The sequence below is a fragment of the Constrictibacter sp. MBR-5 genome, assembly GCF_040549485.1.
Classification (GTDB): Bacteria; Pseudomonadota; Alphaproteobacteria; order JAJUGE01; family JAJUGE01; genus Constrictibacter.
The window spans coordinates 167,600-182,240 of the sequence record NZ_JBEPTK010000007.1 but is presented as its reverse complement, the minus strand read 5'-3'; the positions used below and the strand labels follow the sequence as shown (position 1 = coordinate 182,240).

At 69.4% G+C, this 14,641-nt stretch carries 16 protein-coding genes; 9 read left to right on the top strand and 7 right to left on the bottom strand.

Annotation, left to right across the window (positions count from 1 at the left end; translation table 11 throughout):
• Positions 1–181 precede the first annotated feature (181 nt).
• From ABIE65_RS16195 to ABIE65_RS16160, 8 genes are all read left to right on the top strand, one after another.
• Positions 182–2,425, top strand: a complete 2,244-nt coding sequence (locus ABIE65_RS16195; protein WP_354079052.1) for a TonB-dependent receptor — start codon at positions 182–184, stop codon at positions 2,423–2,425.
• A 69-nt stretch (positions 2,426–2,494) separates the two neighbouring features.
• Entirely contained in the window at positions 2,495–3,661 is a 1,167-nt protein-coding gene (locus ABIE65_RS16190; protein WP_354079051.1) for a PepSY-associated TM helix domain-containing protein, read from the top strand.
• Positions 3,658–3,852: a hypothetical protein gene (locus tag ABIE65_RS16185; RefSeq protein WP_354079050.1), complete on the top strand. Its 195-nt coding sequence runs from the start codon at positions 3,658–3,660 to the stop codon at positions 3,850–3,852. Before ABIE65_RS16190 ends, ABIE65_RS16185 begins: the two co-directional genes overlap by 4 nt.
• Positions 3,853–3,945: 93 nt before the next feature.
• Positions 3,946–5,100, top strand: coding sequence for an alpha/beta fold hydrolase (locus ABIE65_RS16180; RefSeq protein WP_354079049.1), 1,155 nt, complete (start codon positions 3,946–3,948; stop codon positions 5,098–5,100).
• The gene (locus tag ABIE65_RS16175) at positions 5,097–5,690 is read left to right on the top strand and encodes a hypothetical protein (RefSeq protein WP_354079048.1); all 594 of its coding nucleotides are present in this window, start codon (positions 5,097–5,099) and stop codon (positions 5,688–5,690) included. The genes ABIE65_RS16180 and ABIE65_RS16175 overlap by 4 nt, the downstream gene beginning before the upstream one ends.
• Before the next feature lie 31 nt (positions 5,691–5,721).
• Entirely contained in the window at positions 5,722–6,744 is a 1,023-nt protein-coding gene (locus ABIE65_RS16170) for an efflux RND transporter periplasmic adaptor subunit (RefSeq protein WP_354079047.1), read from the top strand.
• Between the two features lie 5 nt (positions 6,745–6,749).
• A complete protein-coding gene (locus tag ABIE65_RS16165) occupies positions 6,750–8,012 on the top strand; it encodes an ABC transporter permease (RefSeq protein WP_354079046.1) in 1,263 nt (420 codons plus the stop codon).
• Complete coding sequence (locus ABIE65_RS16160) at positions 8,009–8,719, top strand: ABC transporter ATP-binding protein (RefSeq protein ID WP_354079045.1); 711 nt, start codon at positions 8,009–8,011, stop codon at positions 8,717–8,719. The genes ABIE65_RS16165 and ABIE65_RS16160 overlap by 4 nt, the downstream gene beginning before the upstream one ends.
• Positions 8,720–8,724: 5 nt before the next feature.
• Here ABIE65_RS16160 and alkB read toward each other — a convergent pair whose 3' ends face one another.
• A complete protein-coding gene (alkB, locus tag ABIE65_RS16155) occupies positions 8,725–9,366 on the bottom strand; it encodes a DNA oxidative demethylase AlkB (RefSeq protein ID WP_354079044.1) in 642 nt (213 codons plus the stop codon).
• Between the two features lie 5 nt (positions 9,367–9,371).
• Positions 9,372–10,088: a 2OG-Fe(II) oxygenase gene (locus tag ABIE65_RS16150; protein ID WP_354079042.1), complete on the bottom strand. Its 717-nt coding sequence runs from the start codon at positions 10,086–10,088 to the stop codon at positions 9,372–9,374.
• A gap of 230 nt (positions 10,089–10,318) precedes the next feature.
• On the opposite strand from ABIE65_RS16150, the gene ABIE65_RS16145 reads away from it, so the two are divergent.
• Entirely contained in the window at positions 10,319–11,179 is an 861-nt protein-coding gene (locus tag ABIE65_RS16145) for a DUF2189 domain-containing protein (RefSeq protein ID WP_354079041.1), read from the top strand.
• 45 nt (positions 11,180–11,224) lie between these two features.
• On the opposite strand, the gene ABIE65_RS16140 is transcribed toward ABIE65_RS16145, so the two are convergent.
• From ABIE65_RS16140 to ABIE65_RS16120, 5 genes are all read right to left on the bottom strand, one after another.
• Positions 11,225–12,019, bottom strand: a complete 795-nt coding sequence (locus tag ABIE65_RS16140) for a glucose 1-dehydrogenase (protein WP_354079040.1) — start codon at positions 12,017–12,019, stop codon at positions 11,225–11,227.
• A gap of 171 nt (positions 12,020–12,190) precedes the next feature.
• Positions 12,191–12,388, bottom strand: coding sequence for a CsbD family protein (locus ABIE65_RS16135; RefSeq protein WP_354079039.1), 198 nt, complete (start codon positions 12,386–12,388; stop codon positions 12,191–12,193).
• A 183-nt stretch (positions 12,389–12,571) separates the two neighbouring features.
• Positions 12,572–13,135 (bottom strand): MOSC domain-containing protein, encoded by a 564-nt coding sequence (locus tag ABIE65_RS16130; RefSeq protein ID WP_354079038.1) that lies wholly within the window; start codon positions 13,133–13,135, stop codon positions 12,572–12,574.
• Entirely contained in the window at positions 13,135–13,539 is a 405-nt protein-coding gene (gene hisI, locus ABIE65_RS16125; RefSeq protein ID WP_502918542.1) for a phosphoribosyl-AMP cyclohydrolase, read from the bottom strand. The genes ABIE65_RS16130 and hisI overlap by 1 nt, the downstream gene beginning before the upstream one ends.
• A 17-nt stretch (positions 13,540–13,556) precedes the next feature.
• Positions 13,557–14,639, bottom strand: coding sequence for a CobW family GTP-binding protein (locus ABIE65_RS16120; RefSeq protein WP_354079034.1), 1,083 nt, complete (start codon positions 14,637–14,639; stop codon positions 13,557–13,559).
• Positions 14,640–14,641 lie beyond the last annotated feature (2 nt).

The window sequence follows — 14,641 nt, the reverse complement described above, 5'->3', positions numbered from 1 at the left end:
GCGTGTCCCGCTTCAGGATCATACGCCAAAGGCGGCCGATCAATGGCCGGTCGACTGCGCCCGTCTGCCTGCGATCGTCGCGATTGCGAGTTGTTCGCACATCCTCTAGGTTCCGGCCGCGCGTTGCGATTGAGATCGCATCGCAACAACTTTTCGAGCACGGTTGGGGGCGGATCGGAAAATGTCGAGTGGCCATACGGGGCGAACAGAAGGACGGCGGGGCGGCTCGGCTCGGCTGTGGACGACGGCCGCTGCCGGCGCGGTGATCGCGACGCTGGCCGGGGCGGTGCCGGCCAACGCGCAGACGGGGGGTGTCCCGACAGCCGGCGATGATCGACCCGCGGATCCCGCGACGGCCGTTCTCGCCCCGATTTCGGTCGAAGCCGTTGCCGGACCGCCGCCGACGGCGTCGATCGGAACGACGCCACCGGCCTATGCCGGCGGGCAGGTGTCCCGCGGCGGACGCCTCGGCGCGCTCGGCAATCGCGACATGATGGACGTGCCGTTCCAGGTCACCGGCTATACCGAGGAACTGATCCGCAATCAGCAGGCCGAGACGATCGCCGACGTCCTGGCGAACGATCCGTCTGTGCGGACGACCAACACCTTCGGCAATTTCGGCGAGCAGTTCGTCATCCGCGGCTTCCCGGTGACGGGCGAGGACATCGCGATCAACGGCCTGTACGGCATCGCGCCGCGCCAGATCATCGCGACCGAGTTCTACGAGCGCGTCGAACTGCTGCGCGGCGCCAACGCGTTCCTGAACGGCATCGCCCCGTCGGGCGGCGGGATCGGCGGCAGCATCAATCTTGTCCCGAAACGGGCCGGCGACGCGCCGCTGACTCGCTTCACCGGCAGCTGGGCGCAGGATTCGCGCTTTGGTGCGGCCGCGGACATCGGCCGCCGCTTCGGCGCCGACAATCAGTTCGGCGCGCGGGTGAACGCTGCCTATCGCGACGGCGAAACCGCCATCGAGGACGAGACCCGGGCGCTGACCCTCCTCGGTCTCGGCCTCGACTGGCGCGGCGAGGACGCACGGGTGACGCTCGACGTGGGATATCAGCGCCAGCGCGTCGATAATGGCCGCCCCGTCGTGAACCTCTCGGGCCCCGGCGTGCCCGACGTTCCGGACGCGGACGAGGGCTACGCGCAGGACTGGTCCTTCTCCAAGATGCGCGACACCTTCGCACAACTCTCGGGCGAGTACGACTTCGCGCCGAACGTCACCGGACACGCCACCTTCGGCATCCGCGACATGCGCGAGGACGGCGACTATGCCAATCCGACGGTGGATCGGAACGGCGACGGCACCGTCGGGCGGCTGACGGTGCCGCGCGAGGATCTGGCGCTCAGCGGTCAGGCGGGGGTGCGCGGCGAGGGCGTGACAGGACCGGTGATCCACCGCTTCGATGCCGGCGTCTCGGTGCTGCGGACGACCAATCGCAACGCCTTCTCCTTCGGCTCGAGTCAGGCCTTCGACCTCGACGACCCGGAGAAGCTTCCGCGTCCCGGCACGACGTTCAGCGGCGGCGATTTCAGCGACCTGCCGAAGGTGAGCCGCGTTGATCTGCACAGCGTCTACCTGTCCGACACGCTCGGTTTCCTCGACGACCGGGTGATGCTGACCCTCGGCGTGAGGCAGCAGTGGCTCGAGGCGCGCAACTACGACCGGAATACGCGGAGCAAGACCGAGACGTTCGACCAGCAGGCGATCTCCCCGGTCGTCGGCATCGTCGTAAAGCCGACCGAGGATATCTCGCTCTATGCGAACCGAATCGAGGGGCTGACCCAGGGGCCCACAGCCCCACTGACCGCGATCAATGCGGGTGAAATGTTCGACCCCTACAAGTCGGTCCAATACGAAGTCGGCGGCAAGTGGGACCTCGGCCGCTTCGCACTGTCGGTCGCATTGTTCCAGACCAAGCAGCCGGTGGGCTTCACCGATCCCACCACGCTCGAATACGACGTCGACGGCGAACAACGGCATCGGGGCCTGGAATTCACGATGTTCGGCGAGCCGATCGACGGGCTCCGCCTGCTCGGCGGCGCGGTGCTGACCGATGCCGTGCTGAAGAAGACGGCGGGCGGGACGAACGACGGCAATGACGGCGTCGGCGTGCCGGAATACCAGCTGAACGTCGGCGCCGACTGGGATCTGCCGTTCCTGCGCGATGTCGCCGTCTCCGCGCGGGTGCTGCATACGGGCAGCCAGTATGCGAACGCGGCCAACACGCAGAAGATCGACGGCTGGACCCGGCTCGACATCGGCGCGCGCTACACGCTCCAGGTCGACGAGCACCCGGTCGTCATCCGCGCCAACGTCCTCAACGTCACCAACGAAGCCTACTGGGCATCGGCGTTCAACGGCTACCTGACGCAGGGGGCGCCGCTTACGGCGAAGCTCTCCGTCGGCGTCGACTTCTAGGTTCCGAGGCACCGGCGCCGCCCCTTTCCGGTGTGGCGCGGCACCCGCCGTCTCCGCAGGGCTCGCGACATGACCAACCGCGCGATCAAGGCTTGGTACCTCGTCCACAAGTGGACGAGCCTCGTCTGCACCGTGTTCCTGCTGATGCTGTGCCTGACCGGACTGCCGCTGATCTTCCACGACGAGATCGACGCGCTGCTCGACGAGCAGCCGCCGCTTGCCGACCTGCCGGCGGACACGCCACTGCTGTCGCTCGACGACATGGTCGCCGCCGCGGTCCTCGCCTATCCCGGTGAGCGGCCGCTCTACATGAGCTTCGATATCGACCGCCCCGTGGTCAACGTCACCACGGGGCCGACGGCGGCGGCCGCGGTCGACCAGATGCACATCACGCCGATCGACCGCCGGACGGCCGAGATCGTCGGCAACATCGTGGAGGAAGGGATCATGCACGTGATCTTGCGTCTCCACGTCGACATGTTCATGGGCCTGCCGGGCGAGCTGTTCCTCGGTTTCATGGGCTTTCTGTTCTTCGTCGCGATTGTGTCGGGCGTCGTCGTCTACGCGCCGTTCATGCGCAAGATTGCCTTCGGCACGGTGCGCACCTCGCGCAGCCGCCGGCTGAAATGGCTCGACCTGCACAACGTGCTGGGCATCGTCACGCTGATGTGGGCGAGCGTCGTCGGCCTGACCGGCGTCGTGAACACCCTGTCGACGCCGCTGGTCGACGTCTGGCGGCGCGATCAGCTGACGGCGCTGGTGGCGCCCTATGCCGGGCAGCCGCCGTCGGAGCGGTTCGACGCCGTCGATGCCGCGGTGCGGACGGCGATGGCCGCCGCCCCCGGCACGCGGCCACAGTTCGTGGCCTTTCCCGGCGTGCGCTTCAGCAGCAACCACCACTATGCCGTCTGGCTGCGCGGCGCCACGCCCGCTACCCAGCAGCTGCTGACGCCGGCGCTGATCGATTCGCAGACGGGCGAGCTGACGGCGATGGCCTCGATGCCGTGGTACATGCTCGTCCTGCGCCTCTCGCAGCCACTGCATTTCGGCGACTATGGCGGCATGCCGATGAAGATCCTCTGGGCGGTGCTCGACCTCGTCACGATCGTCATCCTGGGGAGCGGCCTCTATCTCTGGCTCGGCCGGCGGCGGACGTCGATCGATGCGCGCCTCAGGGAAGTGGACAGCGGCGGCCGCGCCGGCAGCGCCGGCAACGTGGCGGAACCGGCGGAATGAACGCGTCGGCGCGCCGGGCGCGGAATTCCCTGGCGGCGATCTTCGCCGCCCCGACCGCGATCGCCCTGGTCAGCATCGTCGGCCTCGTCGCGGGCCTGCTCGGGGATGGGTGGCACGACCTGCTCTCCTGGGTCGGCCTCGGCGTCCCGGCCACCGTCATCCTTTGGTCGCTGGCGCTCCGGAGGCGATAGGCCGCCTGTTTCCCGCCTCAATACGGCATTGTACGTTCGCGCCGTACCCGCCGCCCTACACCGGCATGACGAATCGCGGGACTGGAGACGCGCATGAACGAGATGGCGCCCCTCGGGGCCGACGTCCTGCCGGCAGGCGTACGCGGCCGGTTCGTCGACGGGATCAACGGCCTGCGGGTGCACGTGCTGGAGGCGGGGTGGGAGACGCCGGGCCGTCCCTGCGTCCTGTTGCTGCACGGCTTCCCGGAGATCGCCTACAGCTGGCGCAAGGTCATGCCGGCGCTGGCGGCGGTCGGCTACCACGTGCTGGCACCCGACCAGCGCGGCTACGGCCGGACGACCGGCTGGGACGCGAACTATGACGGCGATCTCGGCTCGTTCCGGCTGCTGAACCTGGCGCGGGACGCGCTCGGCGTGCTGTCGGCCTTCGGCCATCGTTCGGCCGCGGCCGTCGTGGGACACGATTTCGGCGCGTCCGTCGCCGCCTGGTGCGCACTGGTGCGGCCCGACGTGTTCCGCGCGATGGTGCTGATGAGCGCACCGTTCGCGGGGCCGCCGGCCGTGCCGTTCGGGACCGCCGACAGCCCGGCTCCCGGCCCGGCCGGACCCTCGATCCACGACGATCTCGCCGCCCTCGACCGGCCGCGCAAACACTATCAGTGGTATTATTCGACCCGCGACGCGAATGCCGACATGTGGCGGGCGCCGCAGGGCGTGCACGATTTCCTGCGCGCCTATTTCCACCAGAAGAGCGCCGACTGGACGGACAACAAGCCGTTCCCGCTGAAGGCGTGGACGGCCAGCGAACTGGCGCAGCTGCCGACCTACTACGTCATGGACCGCGACCGGACGATGGCCGAGACGGTGGCGCCGGAGATGCCGTCGCCGGAACATGTCGCCGCCTGCCGCTGGCTGACGGAGACGGAGCTCGCGGTCTACAGCGGCGAGTATGGCCGCGTCGGCTTCCAGGGCGGCCTGCAATGGTATCGCTGCCGCACGTCCGGCCGCTTCAACGGCGAACTGGAGCTGTTCGCCGGCCGCACCATCGATGTGCCGTCGCGCTTCATCGCCGGCGCCAGCGACTGGGGTATCCACCAGACGCCCGGCGCGCTGGAGAAGATGCGCACCCAGGCCTGCACCCGGATGGACGGCGTCCACCTGATCGACAGCGCCGGCCACTGGGTCCAGCAGGAGCAGCCGGACGCGGTGAACGGGCTGCTCCTGGACTTTCTCGCGACACAGCGGTGAGGCCGGGCGCGGCCGGGCTGCTGCTTCTGGCGCTCGGCGGCTGCACGGCGGTCATCGTCCCGCCGCCGGCACCCGAGCGGCCGCTCCGTGCGGCGATCCTCGATCACGGCCGCCATTCCAGCCTGATGCTGGAACTGCCGGCAGGAGAGGGGCTCGTCCGCTACAGCTATGGCGACTGGGACTGGTATGCCCTCGGCCGGACCGGCGTCGGACAAGGCAGTGCCGCCCTGCTCTGGCCGACCCAGGCCGCGCTCGGCCGGCGCCGCTACGCTGCTCCGGCCGTGGCTCCCGCGGAGATGCCCGCCGCGGCCGTGGCGCCGCTGCGCGTCCCCGTCGAGGAAGCGCTCTGGTTCGCAGCTGACGAGGACCGGGTGCGCGCACTGGTCGCGCAGCTCGACGCGGTCTTCGCTGCGAACATGGGGACCAGGGTCTACAATCCGGCGTTCGACCTGGAATTCGTGCACTATCCCGCCAGCTACACGTTGACCGACAATTCCAACGCCAAGGTGGCCGAATGGGCGACGGCGCTCGGGGCCGACGTCCAGGGGTCGGTCCTGCTGTCGGCCTGGGCGTTGAGGGAGCGGCAATGACGGTCGACCTGCGAGCCGACGGAGCGTAGGCGTGAGGTATCTTCGGCTGCTGCTGGTTCTTTGCGCCGTCGCTGCCGCTGCCGCCGGCGCATACTGGTGGTGGTTCGGCCGTCCTGTGCCCGTCGCGACCGTACAGCCGACGCGCGGCGACGCGGCCGAACTCGTCTATGCGAACGGCGTGGTCGAGCCGCGCTACTGGGCCAAGGTGACGCCGCTCGTCCGCGAGCGGATCGTCGGGCGATGCGACTGCGAGGGGGCGGAGGTGACGCGCGGCGCCGTGCTCGGGCGCCTCGATACGCGCGAGGCCGAGGCGACGCTCGCCGAACTGGAGGCGCGGCGGCGCCTGGCGCTGGCGGAGCGCGATCGCGTCGCCGCACTGGTCGGGCGAAACATCGCGGCGGCCAAGGACCTCGACCGAACGCGCAGCGACCTCGCCCAGATCGAGGCGTTGATCGTCGGCCAGAAGGCGCGGCTGGAGAACTATGTCCTGCGCGCGCCGATGGACGGGACCGTCCTGCGCGAGGATGGCGAGGTCGGCGAGATCGCCGAGCCGGGTGAGGCGCTATTCTGGGTCGGCCGGCCAATCCCGCGCGTGGTCATCGCGGACGTGAACGAGGAGGACATTCCGCGCGTCGCCGTGGGCCAGCGCGCGTTGCTGCGGTCGGATGCTTTCGTCGACCGCAGCCTGGAGTCCGTCGTCGACAACATCACGCCCAAGGGCGATCCGGTGGCGAAGACATACCGCGTGCGACTGATGCTGCCGGACGATACGCCGCTGATGATCGGCATGTCCGTCGACGTGAACATCGTGGTGCGCGTATCGGCGGATGCGCTGCTGGTGCCGTCCGTGGCGCTCGACGGCGACAGGCTCTTCGTGGTCGAGGGCGGGGTGGCGGAGCGTCGTGCCGTGAGGCCCGGGATCCGTGGCACCGAGGCGACCGAGATCCTGTCGGGGCTCGATCCCGGCGCCCGCGTGATCTCGCCCTATCCGGAGACCCTCGCCGACGGCGCGCGCGTCGAGACGACCGCCGCTGCAGCGGGCAGGGCTGAGTAGCGCGGATGCGCCTCGTCCTGGATATCGCCTTCACCCACATCGCCGGCCGCGGCCGGCAGACGCTGGTGGCGGTGGTCGGCGTCGCCGTGGGAGTCGGCTTCTCGATCGCGATGGCCGCACTGATGCAGGGCAGCCAGGACGATTTCGTCGAGCAGCTGATCAACGCGATGCCGCACGTCCAGATCACCGACGACCGACGCACGCCGCCGCGCCAGCCCGCGGAGGACGTCTTCGCCGCCACCGCCATCGCCGGACTGCGCCCGCGCGAGGATCGCCGCGGCATCATCAATCCGACGGCCGCACAGGCCTGGCTGGACGGCTGGATCGGTGCCGGCGAGGGACGGCTGCACGGGCGGCTCGCGCCGAGCCTCCGCACCCAGGGGGTGGTGCGCTATGCCGGGCGCGACGTGGGGGCCGCCATCATCGGCATCGAGCCGGATGCCGAGCGCGGTGTCTCGCCGATCATCGAGGATTTCGTGGCCGGCAGTTTCGCGGCGCTGGCGGCGGGCGGCAACAATGTCGTCGTCGGCGACCGGATGGCCGAGCGGCTGGGGGCGACGTTCGGCGACACCGTCACCCTCGTGTCCTCCACCGGCCTGACGCGCGGCTTCAAGATCGTCGGCCTCTTCCACACCGGCACGACCGCCCGCGACGAAGGCGAGGCCTATGTGCTGCTCAAGAACGCCCAGATCGTCAGCGAGCGCCCGAACGCGATTAACGAGTTCCGCATCAAGCTCGGCGACCCCAACGCGGCGCCCGCCGTCGCGCGGCGCGCCGAGGCGCAGCTCGGCTACAAGGCGGTGGCGTGGCAGGAGGCGAACGAGTCGCTGCTGGAGGCGCTCGTCGTGCGCAACGTCATCATGTACACGGTCGTCGCCGCCATCATGCTCGTCGCCGGCTTCGGCATCTTCAACATCGTCTCGACGATCACCCACGAGAAGGCGCGCGACATCGCCATCATGAAGTCGCTCGGCTTCAGCCGGGGCGACATGCAGAGCCTCTTCGTCGTCGAGGGCATCGTCATCGGCGCCGCGGGCTCGGTTGCCGGCTGGCTCCTAGGGTTCTCGCTGGTCTATGCGCTCTCCCAGGTCCGTTTCGAGCTGGCGGCGACGGGTCGCGAGATGACGCACCTGCCGGTCGCCTGGAGCCTTCTGCACTATCTGCTCGCCGCGGCCTTCGCACTGGCGTCGGCGGCGGTGGCCGGCTATCTGCCGGCGCGGCGTGCGGCGCGCCTGAACCCGGTCGAGATCATCCGGGGCGCGTCGTGAGCGACGGCACGGCACCGCTGATTGAGGCCGAGCACCTGACGCGCGTGCTGCCGGCGACGGTGCCGGTGACCCTGGTACAGGACGTGTCGCTGTCGATCGGGGCGCGCGAACTCGTCGCTGTCACGGGGCCCTCGGGGTCCGGCAAGTCGTCGCTGCTCTACCTGCTGGGCCTTCTGGACCGGCCGACCGGGGGCGTGCTGCGCATCGCCGGCCGGGATGCGGGGCCGATGAGCGAACGCGAGCGGGCGGAGACGCGGCTCGCGCTGCTCGGCTTCGTCTTCCAGTTCCACTTCCTGCTGCCCGAGTTCACGGTGCGCGAGAATGTCGAACTGCCGATGCGCAAGCGCGCCCGGCTCACCCGAGGGCAGATGCGCGAGCGCGCCGCGGGGCTGCTCGGCTCGCTGGGGCTCGGCGATCATCTCGACAAGCGGCCGGATCAGCTCTCCGGCGGCCAGCGCCAGCGGGTGGCCGTCGCGCGGGCGCTGGCCAACGATCCGCCGGTGGTGTTCGCCGACGAGCCGACCGGCAGCCTGGACACGAAGAGTTCGGCGCAGGTCTTCGCGATCCTCGAGGATCTGGTTCGGACGGGCGGCAAGACCGTCGTCGCGGTCACGCACGACCTGGACATGGCATCGCGCATGGACCGGCGCATCCACCTGGTGGACGGCAGGCTCGAGAGCGACGAGCGCAACGGCCGAGGCGCCTGAACCTCTCAGAGTGCCTTGCGAAAGGTGAGGTTGATGCGCGCCCGTCCGAGCAGCGGGTGCGTGCCGTCCTTCAGCGGTGCGACGCCGTGGAAGGCGAGGCGGGCCGGGCCGCCCCAGACGACCACGTCGCCATGCGCCAGGGGCACCCGGCGGGCTTTGTCTGTCCGTTCGGAGCCGCCGAACAGGAAGGTCGCCGGCAGGCCGAGCGAGACCGACACGATGGGCGCGTCATAGTCCCGTTCGTTGCGGTCCTGGTGGAGCGTCAGCCGCGCACCGGGCTCGTACCGGTTGATCAGGCAGGCATCGGGAACGAAGCCGGGGAAGCCTCCGGCCGCGGCGGCCCGGGTCGCGAGCACGCCGAAAGCCGCCGGCATGGCGGGCCATTCCGAGCCTGTTTCCGGATCCGCCGCATCGTAGCGGTAGCCGCGCCGGTCGGTGATCCAGCCGGCATTGCCGCAGTTGGTCATGGCGACCGACATGCGGAATCCGCCGGGTGTCGTCATGTGGCGGAAGGGTGCCGCAGCGGCCACGGCGGCCACGCCGGCCAGGATCTCTTCCTCGAACGGCAGCGCGAACCCCGGCAGCAGCACCGCACCGTCGGCCAATGGCACCGCCGATCGCTCGGTCTCGAACAGGTCGCGGGTCATGGGCGTCACGTCGCGTCGTGGAAGATGATGCCGAGGGTGTGGCGCCGGCCGCTGCGCACGGTACCGACGCCGTGCCGCATCTGCACGCGATAGTCGCCGCGCGTTCCCGCCACGGGCCGGTGGCGGACGGCGAACACCACCGCGTCGCCCTGGCGCAGCGGCACGACATCGGCGCGCGACTGCATGCGCGGGCGCTGCTCGGTCAGCACGAACGCGCCGCCCTCGAAATCGCGCTCCGGCTCGGAGAGCAGGATCGCCATCTGCAGCGGGAAGACGTGCTCGCCGTAGAGATCCTGGTGCAGGCAATTGTAGTCGCCCGGGCCGTAGCGCAGCAGCAGCGGCGTCGGCCGGGTCTGGCCGGCGGCGTGGCAGCGCTCGAGGAATGCGGCGTGCGCCCCCGGGAACCGGGGCGCCAGGCCCATGCGCTCGTGCCAGCGGTTCGCCACTGCCGCCAGATGCGGGTAGGCGGCCGTGCGGAGGGCGCCCACGAGATCCGGCAGCGGGTAGGCGAAGTATCTGTATTCGCCGCGGCCATAACCGTGCCGGGCCATCACCACGCGGCTGCGGAAGCGCGATTCGTCGCCGTCGTAGAGGGCGGCCACCGCATCGCATGTCTCGGGTGTCAGCAATCCGCGGATCGCGGCGCTGCCAGCTGCATCCAGGTCGCCCGCGATGCGTGGCCAGTCGAGGGCATCGATGCGGGCGCTGATCGTCTCTGACATGGCTTCTTCCCGAACGGTGCGTCGTGACGGGGAGGTAGGCGCCGCCGGATCGGCGCGCATTCCGATTCTTGCGGCGGCCGTCACGGTCTTCACGCGTGAAGGGCGATGCGCTGACGTTCGACGAGGTCTATAATAAATAAACAGGTCGCGGATGCTCGTGGCCGTCGACCGGCCAGAGAGCCTGATGGTTCGGCCGCGGCCTCCCAAGCCTTGTAGCGGGAGGAACGCAGATGACGATCCGAAACCCCGTCGAATGGGTCGCCGACCAGTTCGGCAATACGGTGCATGGGCTGGATGCCGCCGGCCGTTCCCTCAGCGTGACCGAAGAGGATCGCGGCCTGGCACCGCCAGCCGTGCGCCGGATCACGGTCGCCGATGTCCGGGAGGCGCTTCGGGCGGGCATCCGGGACTTTGCGGCCTATCGGACCGACGTCCTGTTCATCGGCGTCGTCTACCCGATCGCAGGCCTCATCCTGGCGCGGCTGATGGCCGGCTACGACATGCTGCCGCTGGTTTTTCCGCTCGTTTCGGGCTTCGCCTTGCTCGGACCGGCTGCGGCGGCCGGCCTCTACGAGATGAGCCGACGGCGCGAACGGGGGGAGGATGCCGGCTGGACCGATGCTTTTCGCGTCTTCAGTTCCCCGTCTATCGCCGGGATCGCGATCCTGGGCTTCGTGCTGGCCGCGATCTTCGGCCTGTGGCTCGTCGCCGCGATGGCGATCTATGGAGCGACGCTCGGACCCGCGATGCCGCAATCGTTCGGCGCCTTCGTGACCGAGGTGTTCACGACGCCGGCCGGGTGGGCGCTGATCGTCTTCGGTGTCGGCGTCGGCTTCCTGTTCGCCGTGCTGACCCTGACGATCAGCGTCGTCTCGTTCCCGCTTCTGCTCGACCGGCGGGTGCGGGTGACGACGGCTGTCCTGACCTCGATGCGCGTCGTCACGGAGAACCCCGTGCCGATGATGGTCTGGGGCCTGATCGTCGCGACCGGACTTGCGCTGGGTGCCCTGCCGCTGCTGCTCGGCCTGATCGTGGTGGTCCCCGTGCTGGGCCACGCCACCTGGCACCTCTACCGGAAGACCGTGGGCTGACGGGTCGGCGGCACCCGCCGCACCGTGGCGGCGGGTGCGGCGCCCTCAAACGGCGACGTAGCCGCCGTCGACATTGTAGTTGGCGCCGTTGACGTAACTGGCGCGGTCGGAGCAGAGCCAGCAGACCATTTCGGCGATCTCCTGCGCCGTCCCCATGCGGCGCATCGGCGTCATGCCCAGGATGTGCTCGCCGCGCCGGGCCATCGTGTCACGCGTCATGTCGGTCTCGATATAGCCGGGGCAGACGGAATTGGTCCGGATCCCGGCCTCGGCATATTCGATCGCGGCGGTCTTGGTCAGGCCGACCACGCCGTGCTTGGCAGCGACGTAGGCGGACGAGGTGGGAAGCCCGATCAGCCCGGCGATGGAGGCGGTGTTGACGATCGCCCCGCCGCCGCCCTGTGCCGTCATCTGCTTCAGCTCGCTGCGCATGCTGAGCCAGACGCCCTTCAGGTTGACCGCGACCATGCGGTCGAACGCTTCCTCCGACCAGTCCGCGGTCTTCTGACCGGCCGCGTCTACCTGATATCCCGCGATCCCCGCATTGTTGAACGCACAGTCGAGCCGGCCGAAGGCCGCGACGGCGGCCGCCACCATCTTCTCGACCTGGTCCCGGCTACTGACGTCGCAGGTGACGGAGATCGCCTGGCCGCCGGCATCATTGATCATGGAAACCGTCTCCGCGGCGCCGTCGGCGCTCATGTCCGCGACGGCGACCCGTGCACCCTCGCGCGCGAACAGCAGGGCCGCCGCCCGGCCGATCCCGCGGGCGCCGCCGGTGATCAGGGCCGCCTTGCCTTCGAGCATGCGCGCGGGCGGCTTCTGCGGAGCTTCGACCATTGTTCCCTCCAACCCTCGTTATTGTTCCGCCAGTCTAAGCGGCATCGTCCCTGGCGAGATAGAGGAGCCCGGCGGCGCGGAGGGGGGCGGAGCGGACAGCAGAACGCCCGGACCGATCTCTCGGCCCGGGCGCGTTCGCCGTGTACCCGGCGGTGATTCAGCGGCGGAGCATCAGTGACGGCTCTCCCAGTCCTGAAGTTGACGTTCCGCCTCGTCCTTCTCGACGCCGTAGCGCTCCTGCACACGCCCTACGAGCTTGTCCCGGCTTCCTTCCACGAAGGTGAGATCGTCGTCGGTGAGTTTGCCCCACTGCTGCTTCACCTCGCCCTTCATCTGGTTCCAGTTGCCGCGAACCTGTTCCCAATTCATGGCCGGCTCCGTTGCTGTTTCCGTTGTCTGAGAAACAGGGCGACGGCAGGGCGGTTCCCTGGCCGCGCGGCGCTACGACTCGAAGGTCGTCTCCGAATGGTCGGCGACGTCGAGGCGAGCAATTGCAGCTGGATCAAGGGTGATCAGGCGGCCGCTCGGTGGTGTTCGACGCGCTCGGCTGTTCTAGACGGCCGCGAGTGGGCGGTGGGGTTCGGGCGGCAGCGTCACCCGGATCGCATCGCCCGCGCGCACGTCGCCCTCTCGCCTGACGATCGACATGACCCCGGCCTTACGGATCAGGCCGCCATCGGCGTCGCGGCCCAGACATGCGGCCATGAGACCCTTTTGAAACCGGTCGAGCTGAACGCAGGGATTGCGCAGACCGGTAACCTCGACCACCGCCGTCTCGCCGATGGCGAGCAGGGTGCCCGTGGGCAGGCCCAGGAGGTCGAGGTCGCGCGTCAGGATGTTCTCGCCGATCTCGCCGGGACCGACGTCGAAGCCCTTGGCCTTCAGTTCCTCCAGCAGCTCGATGTGGATCAGGTGCACCTGGCGCAGGTTCGGCTGCGTCGGGTCCCGCGCGACGCGGGAGCGGTGCTTCACCGTCTCGCCGTGATGGGCGTCGCCAGCGACGCCGAGGCCGGCGAGAAGCCGAATCTCGAGTTGATTCGGCTTGCCGAAACTGTGCGTGGCACTCCGGCTCACCGCGACGACGCTCGCCGTGCCGGGGCGTTCCTGCGGTGCCATCAGCGCTTGCTGCCGTAGAGGGCGTCCGGGTCGACCAGCACGGGCGCGTTCTCGACCATCCCGTCCGGCGTGACGGCATTGAAGAAGCAGTTCCTGCGCCCGGTGTGGCACGCCACGCCGTCCTGATGGACACGCAGCAGCAGGGTGTCGCCGTCGCAGTCGACAAGCATCTGCTTCAGCACCTGCATCTGCCCCGACGTCTCGCCCTTGCGCCAGAGCGCCTTGCGCGACCGCGACCAGTAGCAGACGCGGCCGGTGCGCAGCGTCTCCGCGACGGACTCGGCGTTCATCCAGGCCATCATCAGCACCTCGCCCGTGTCGTGCTGCTGCGCGATGGCGGCGACGAGGCCGTCCGTATTGAAGCTGATCGTGCCGAGCGCCGCCGCGACGGCGGGCTCGGGCAGGGGGTATTGCTGTTCGTTCACTGCACGCTCGCTCCCGGCTGCGCCCAGGCGTCCAGCATCGCCTTCAGGGCATCGGCGCCGACGTTGCGGGTGATGAAGATGATGCGCGACCGGCGGTCGTCGCTCGGCCAGCCATCGAGGATGACGGGCGGGTGGAAGAGGTGCTGCACCCCGTGCACGGCGACCGGACGGTCCAGGCCGTCGACGTTCAGGATGCCCTTCATCCGCAGCAGGTCGCCGCCGCGGCTCGCCACCAGCGCCTCCAGCCAGCCGACCCAGACGTTCCATGCCAAGGGCTGGTCGCAGGTCAGCACGAAGGATTTGAAGGCGTCGTCGTGCTTGTGATGATGGTGGTGGTGATCGTGGTCGCCATGGTCGTGACCGTGGTGGTCATGGTCGTGCTGGGCCGCGTGGTAGGCCTCCTCGCGCAGCCAGCGGGCGACGTCGGGGCTCTTGGTCTCGGGATTGTAGAGGCCCGCCTCGAAGAGGGTCTTCGGGTCCGCCTCACCGTCGTGCACTTCCTGGATCGGCGCCCCGGGATTAAGGGCCTTCAGCCGCTCGCGGAGCTTTTCCAGGTCGCGCCGCGACACCGGGTCCCGGACGAGGTCGGTCTTGGTCAGCAGCAGCCGGTCGGCCATCGCCACCTGGCGCACGGATTCTTCCTGGCTGTCGAGCGTGCTGTCGCCGTTGATCGCGTCGATCGTGGTCACGACCCCGTCGAGCCGGTAGTGGCTGCCGACGACGGGATCGCCCATCAGCGTGTGCAGGATCGGGACCGGATCCGCGAGGCCGGTCGTCTCGATCAGCAGCCGCTCGAACGGCGGCAGGTCGCCCTTGGCGCGCCGGGCCAGCAGGTCGCGCATGGTGTCGACCAGATCGCCCTTGATGGTGCAGCAGATGCAGCCGCTCTCCATCAGGATCGTGTCGTCCGTGGCCGAGGAGACGAGGTCGTGGTCGAGGCCGACCTCGCCGAACTCGTTGATGATCACTGCGGTCCGGCCCATGTCCGGCCGCTTTAGCAGATGCGACAGCAGCGTGGTCTTGCCGCTTCCGAGGAAGCCGGTGATCACGGAAACGGGGACGGGTTCGGTCCTGGCCATCG

Coding starts and splice junctions, on each gene's coding strand:
- ABIE65_RS16195 (WP_354079052.1), top strand. CDS start 182: ATGTCGAGTGGCCATACGGGGCGAACAGAAGGACGGCGGGGCGGCTCG.
- ABIE65_RS16190 (WP_354079051.1), top strand. CDS start 2,495: ATGACCAACCGCGCGATCAAGGCTTGGTACCTCGTCCACAAGTGGACG.
- ABIE65_RS16185 (WP_354079050.1), top strand. CDS start 3,658: ATGAACGCGTCGGCGCGCCGGGCGCGGAATTCCCTGGCGGCGATCTTC.
- ABIE65_RS16180 (WP_354079049.1), top strand. CDS start 3,946: ATGAACGAGATGGCGCCCCTCGGGGCCGACGTCCTGCCGGCAGGCGTA.
- ABIE65_RS16165 (WP_354079046.1), top strand. CDS start 6,750: ATGCGCCTCGTCCTGGATATCGCCTTCACCCACATCGCCGGCCGCGGC.
- alkB (WP_354079044.1), bottom strand. CDS start 9,366: ATGACCCGCGACCTGTTCGAGACCGAGCGATCGGCGGTGCCATTGGCC.
- ABIE65_RS16150 (WP_354079042.1), bottom strand. CDS start 10,088: ATGTCAGAGACGATCAGCGCCCGCATCGATGCCCTCGACTGGCCACGC.
- ABIE65_RS16145 (WP_354079041.1), top strand. CDS start 10,319: ATGACGATCCGAAACCCCGTCGAATGGGTCGCCGACCAGTTCGGCAAT.
- ABIE65_RS16140 (WP_354079040.1), bottom strand. CDS start 12,019: ATGGTCGAAGCTCCGCAGAAGCCGCCCGCGCGCATGCTCGAAGGCAAG.
- ABIE65_RS16135 (WP_354079039.1), bottom strand. CDS start 12,388: ATGAATTGGGAACAGGTTCGCGGCAACTGGAACCAGATGAAGGGCGAG.
- ABIE65_RS16130 (WP_354079038.1), bottom strand. CDS start 13,135: ATGGCACCGCAGGAACGCCCCGGCACGGCGAGCGTCGTCGCGGTGAGC.
- ABIE65_RS16120 (WP_354079034.1), bottom strand. CDS start 14,639: ATGGCCAGGACCGAACCCGTCCCCGTTTCCGTGATCACCGGCTTCCTC.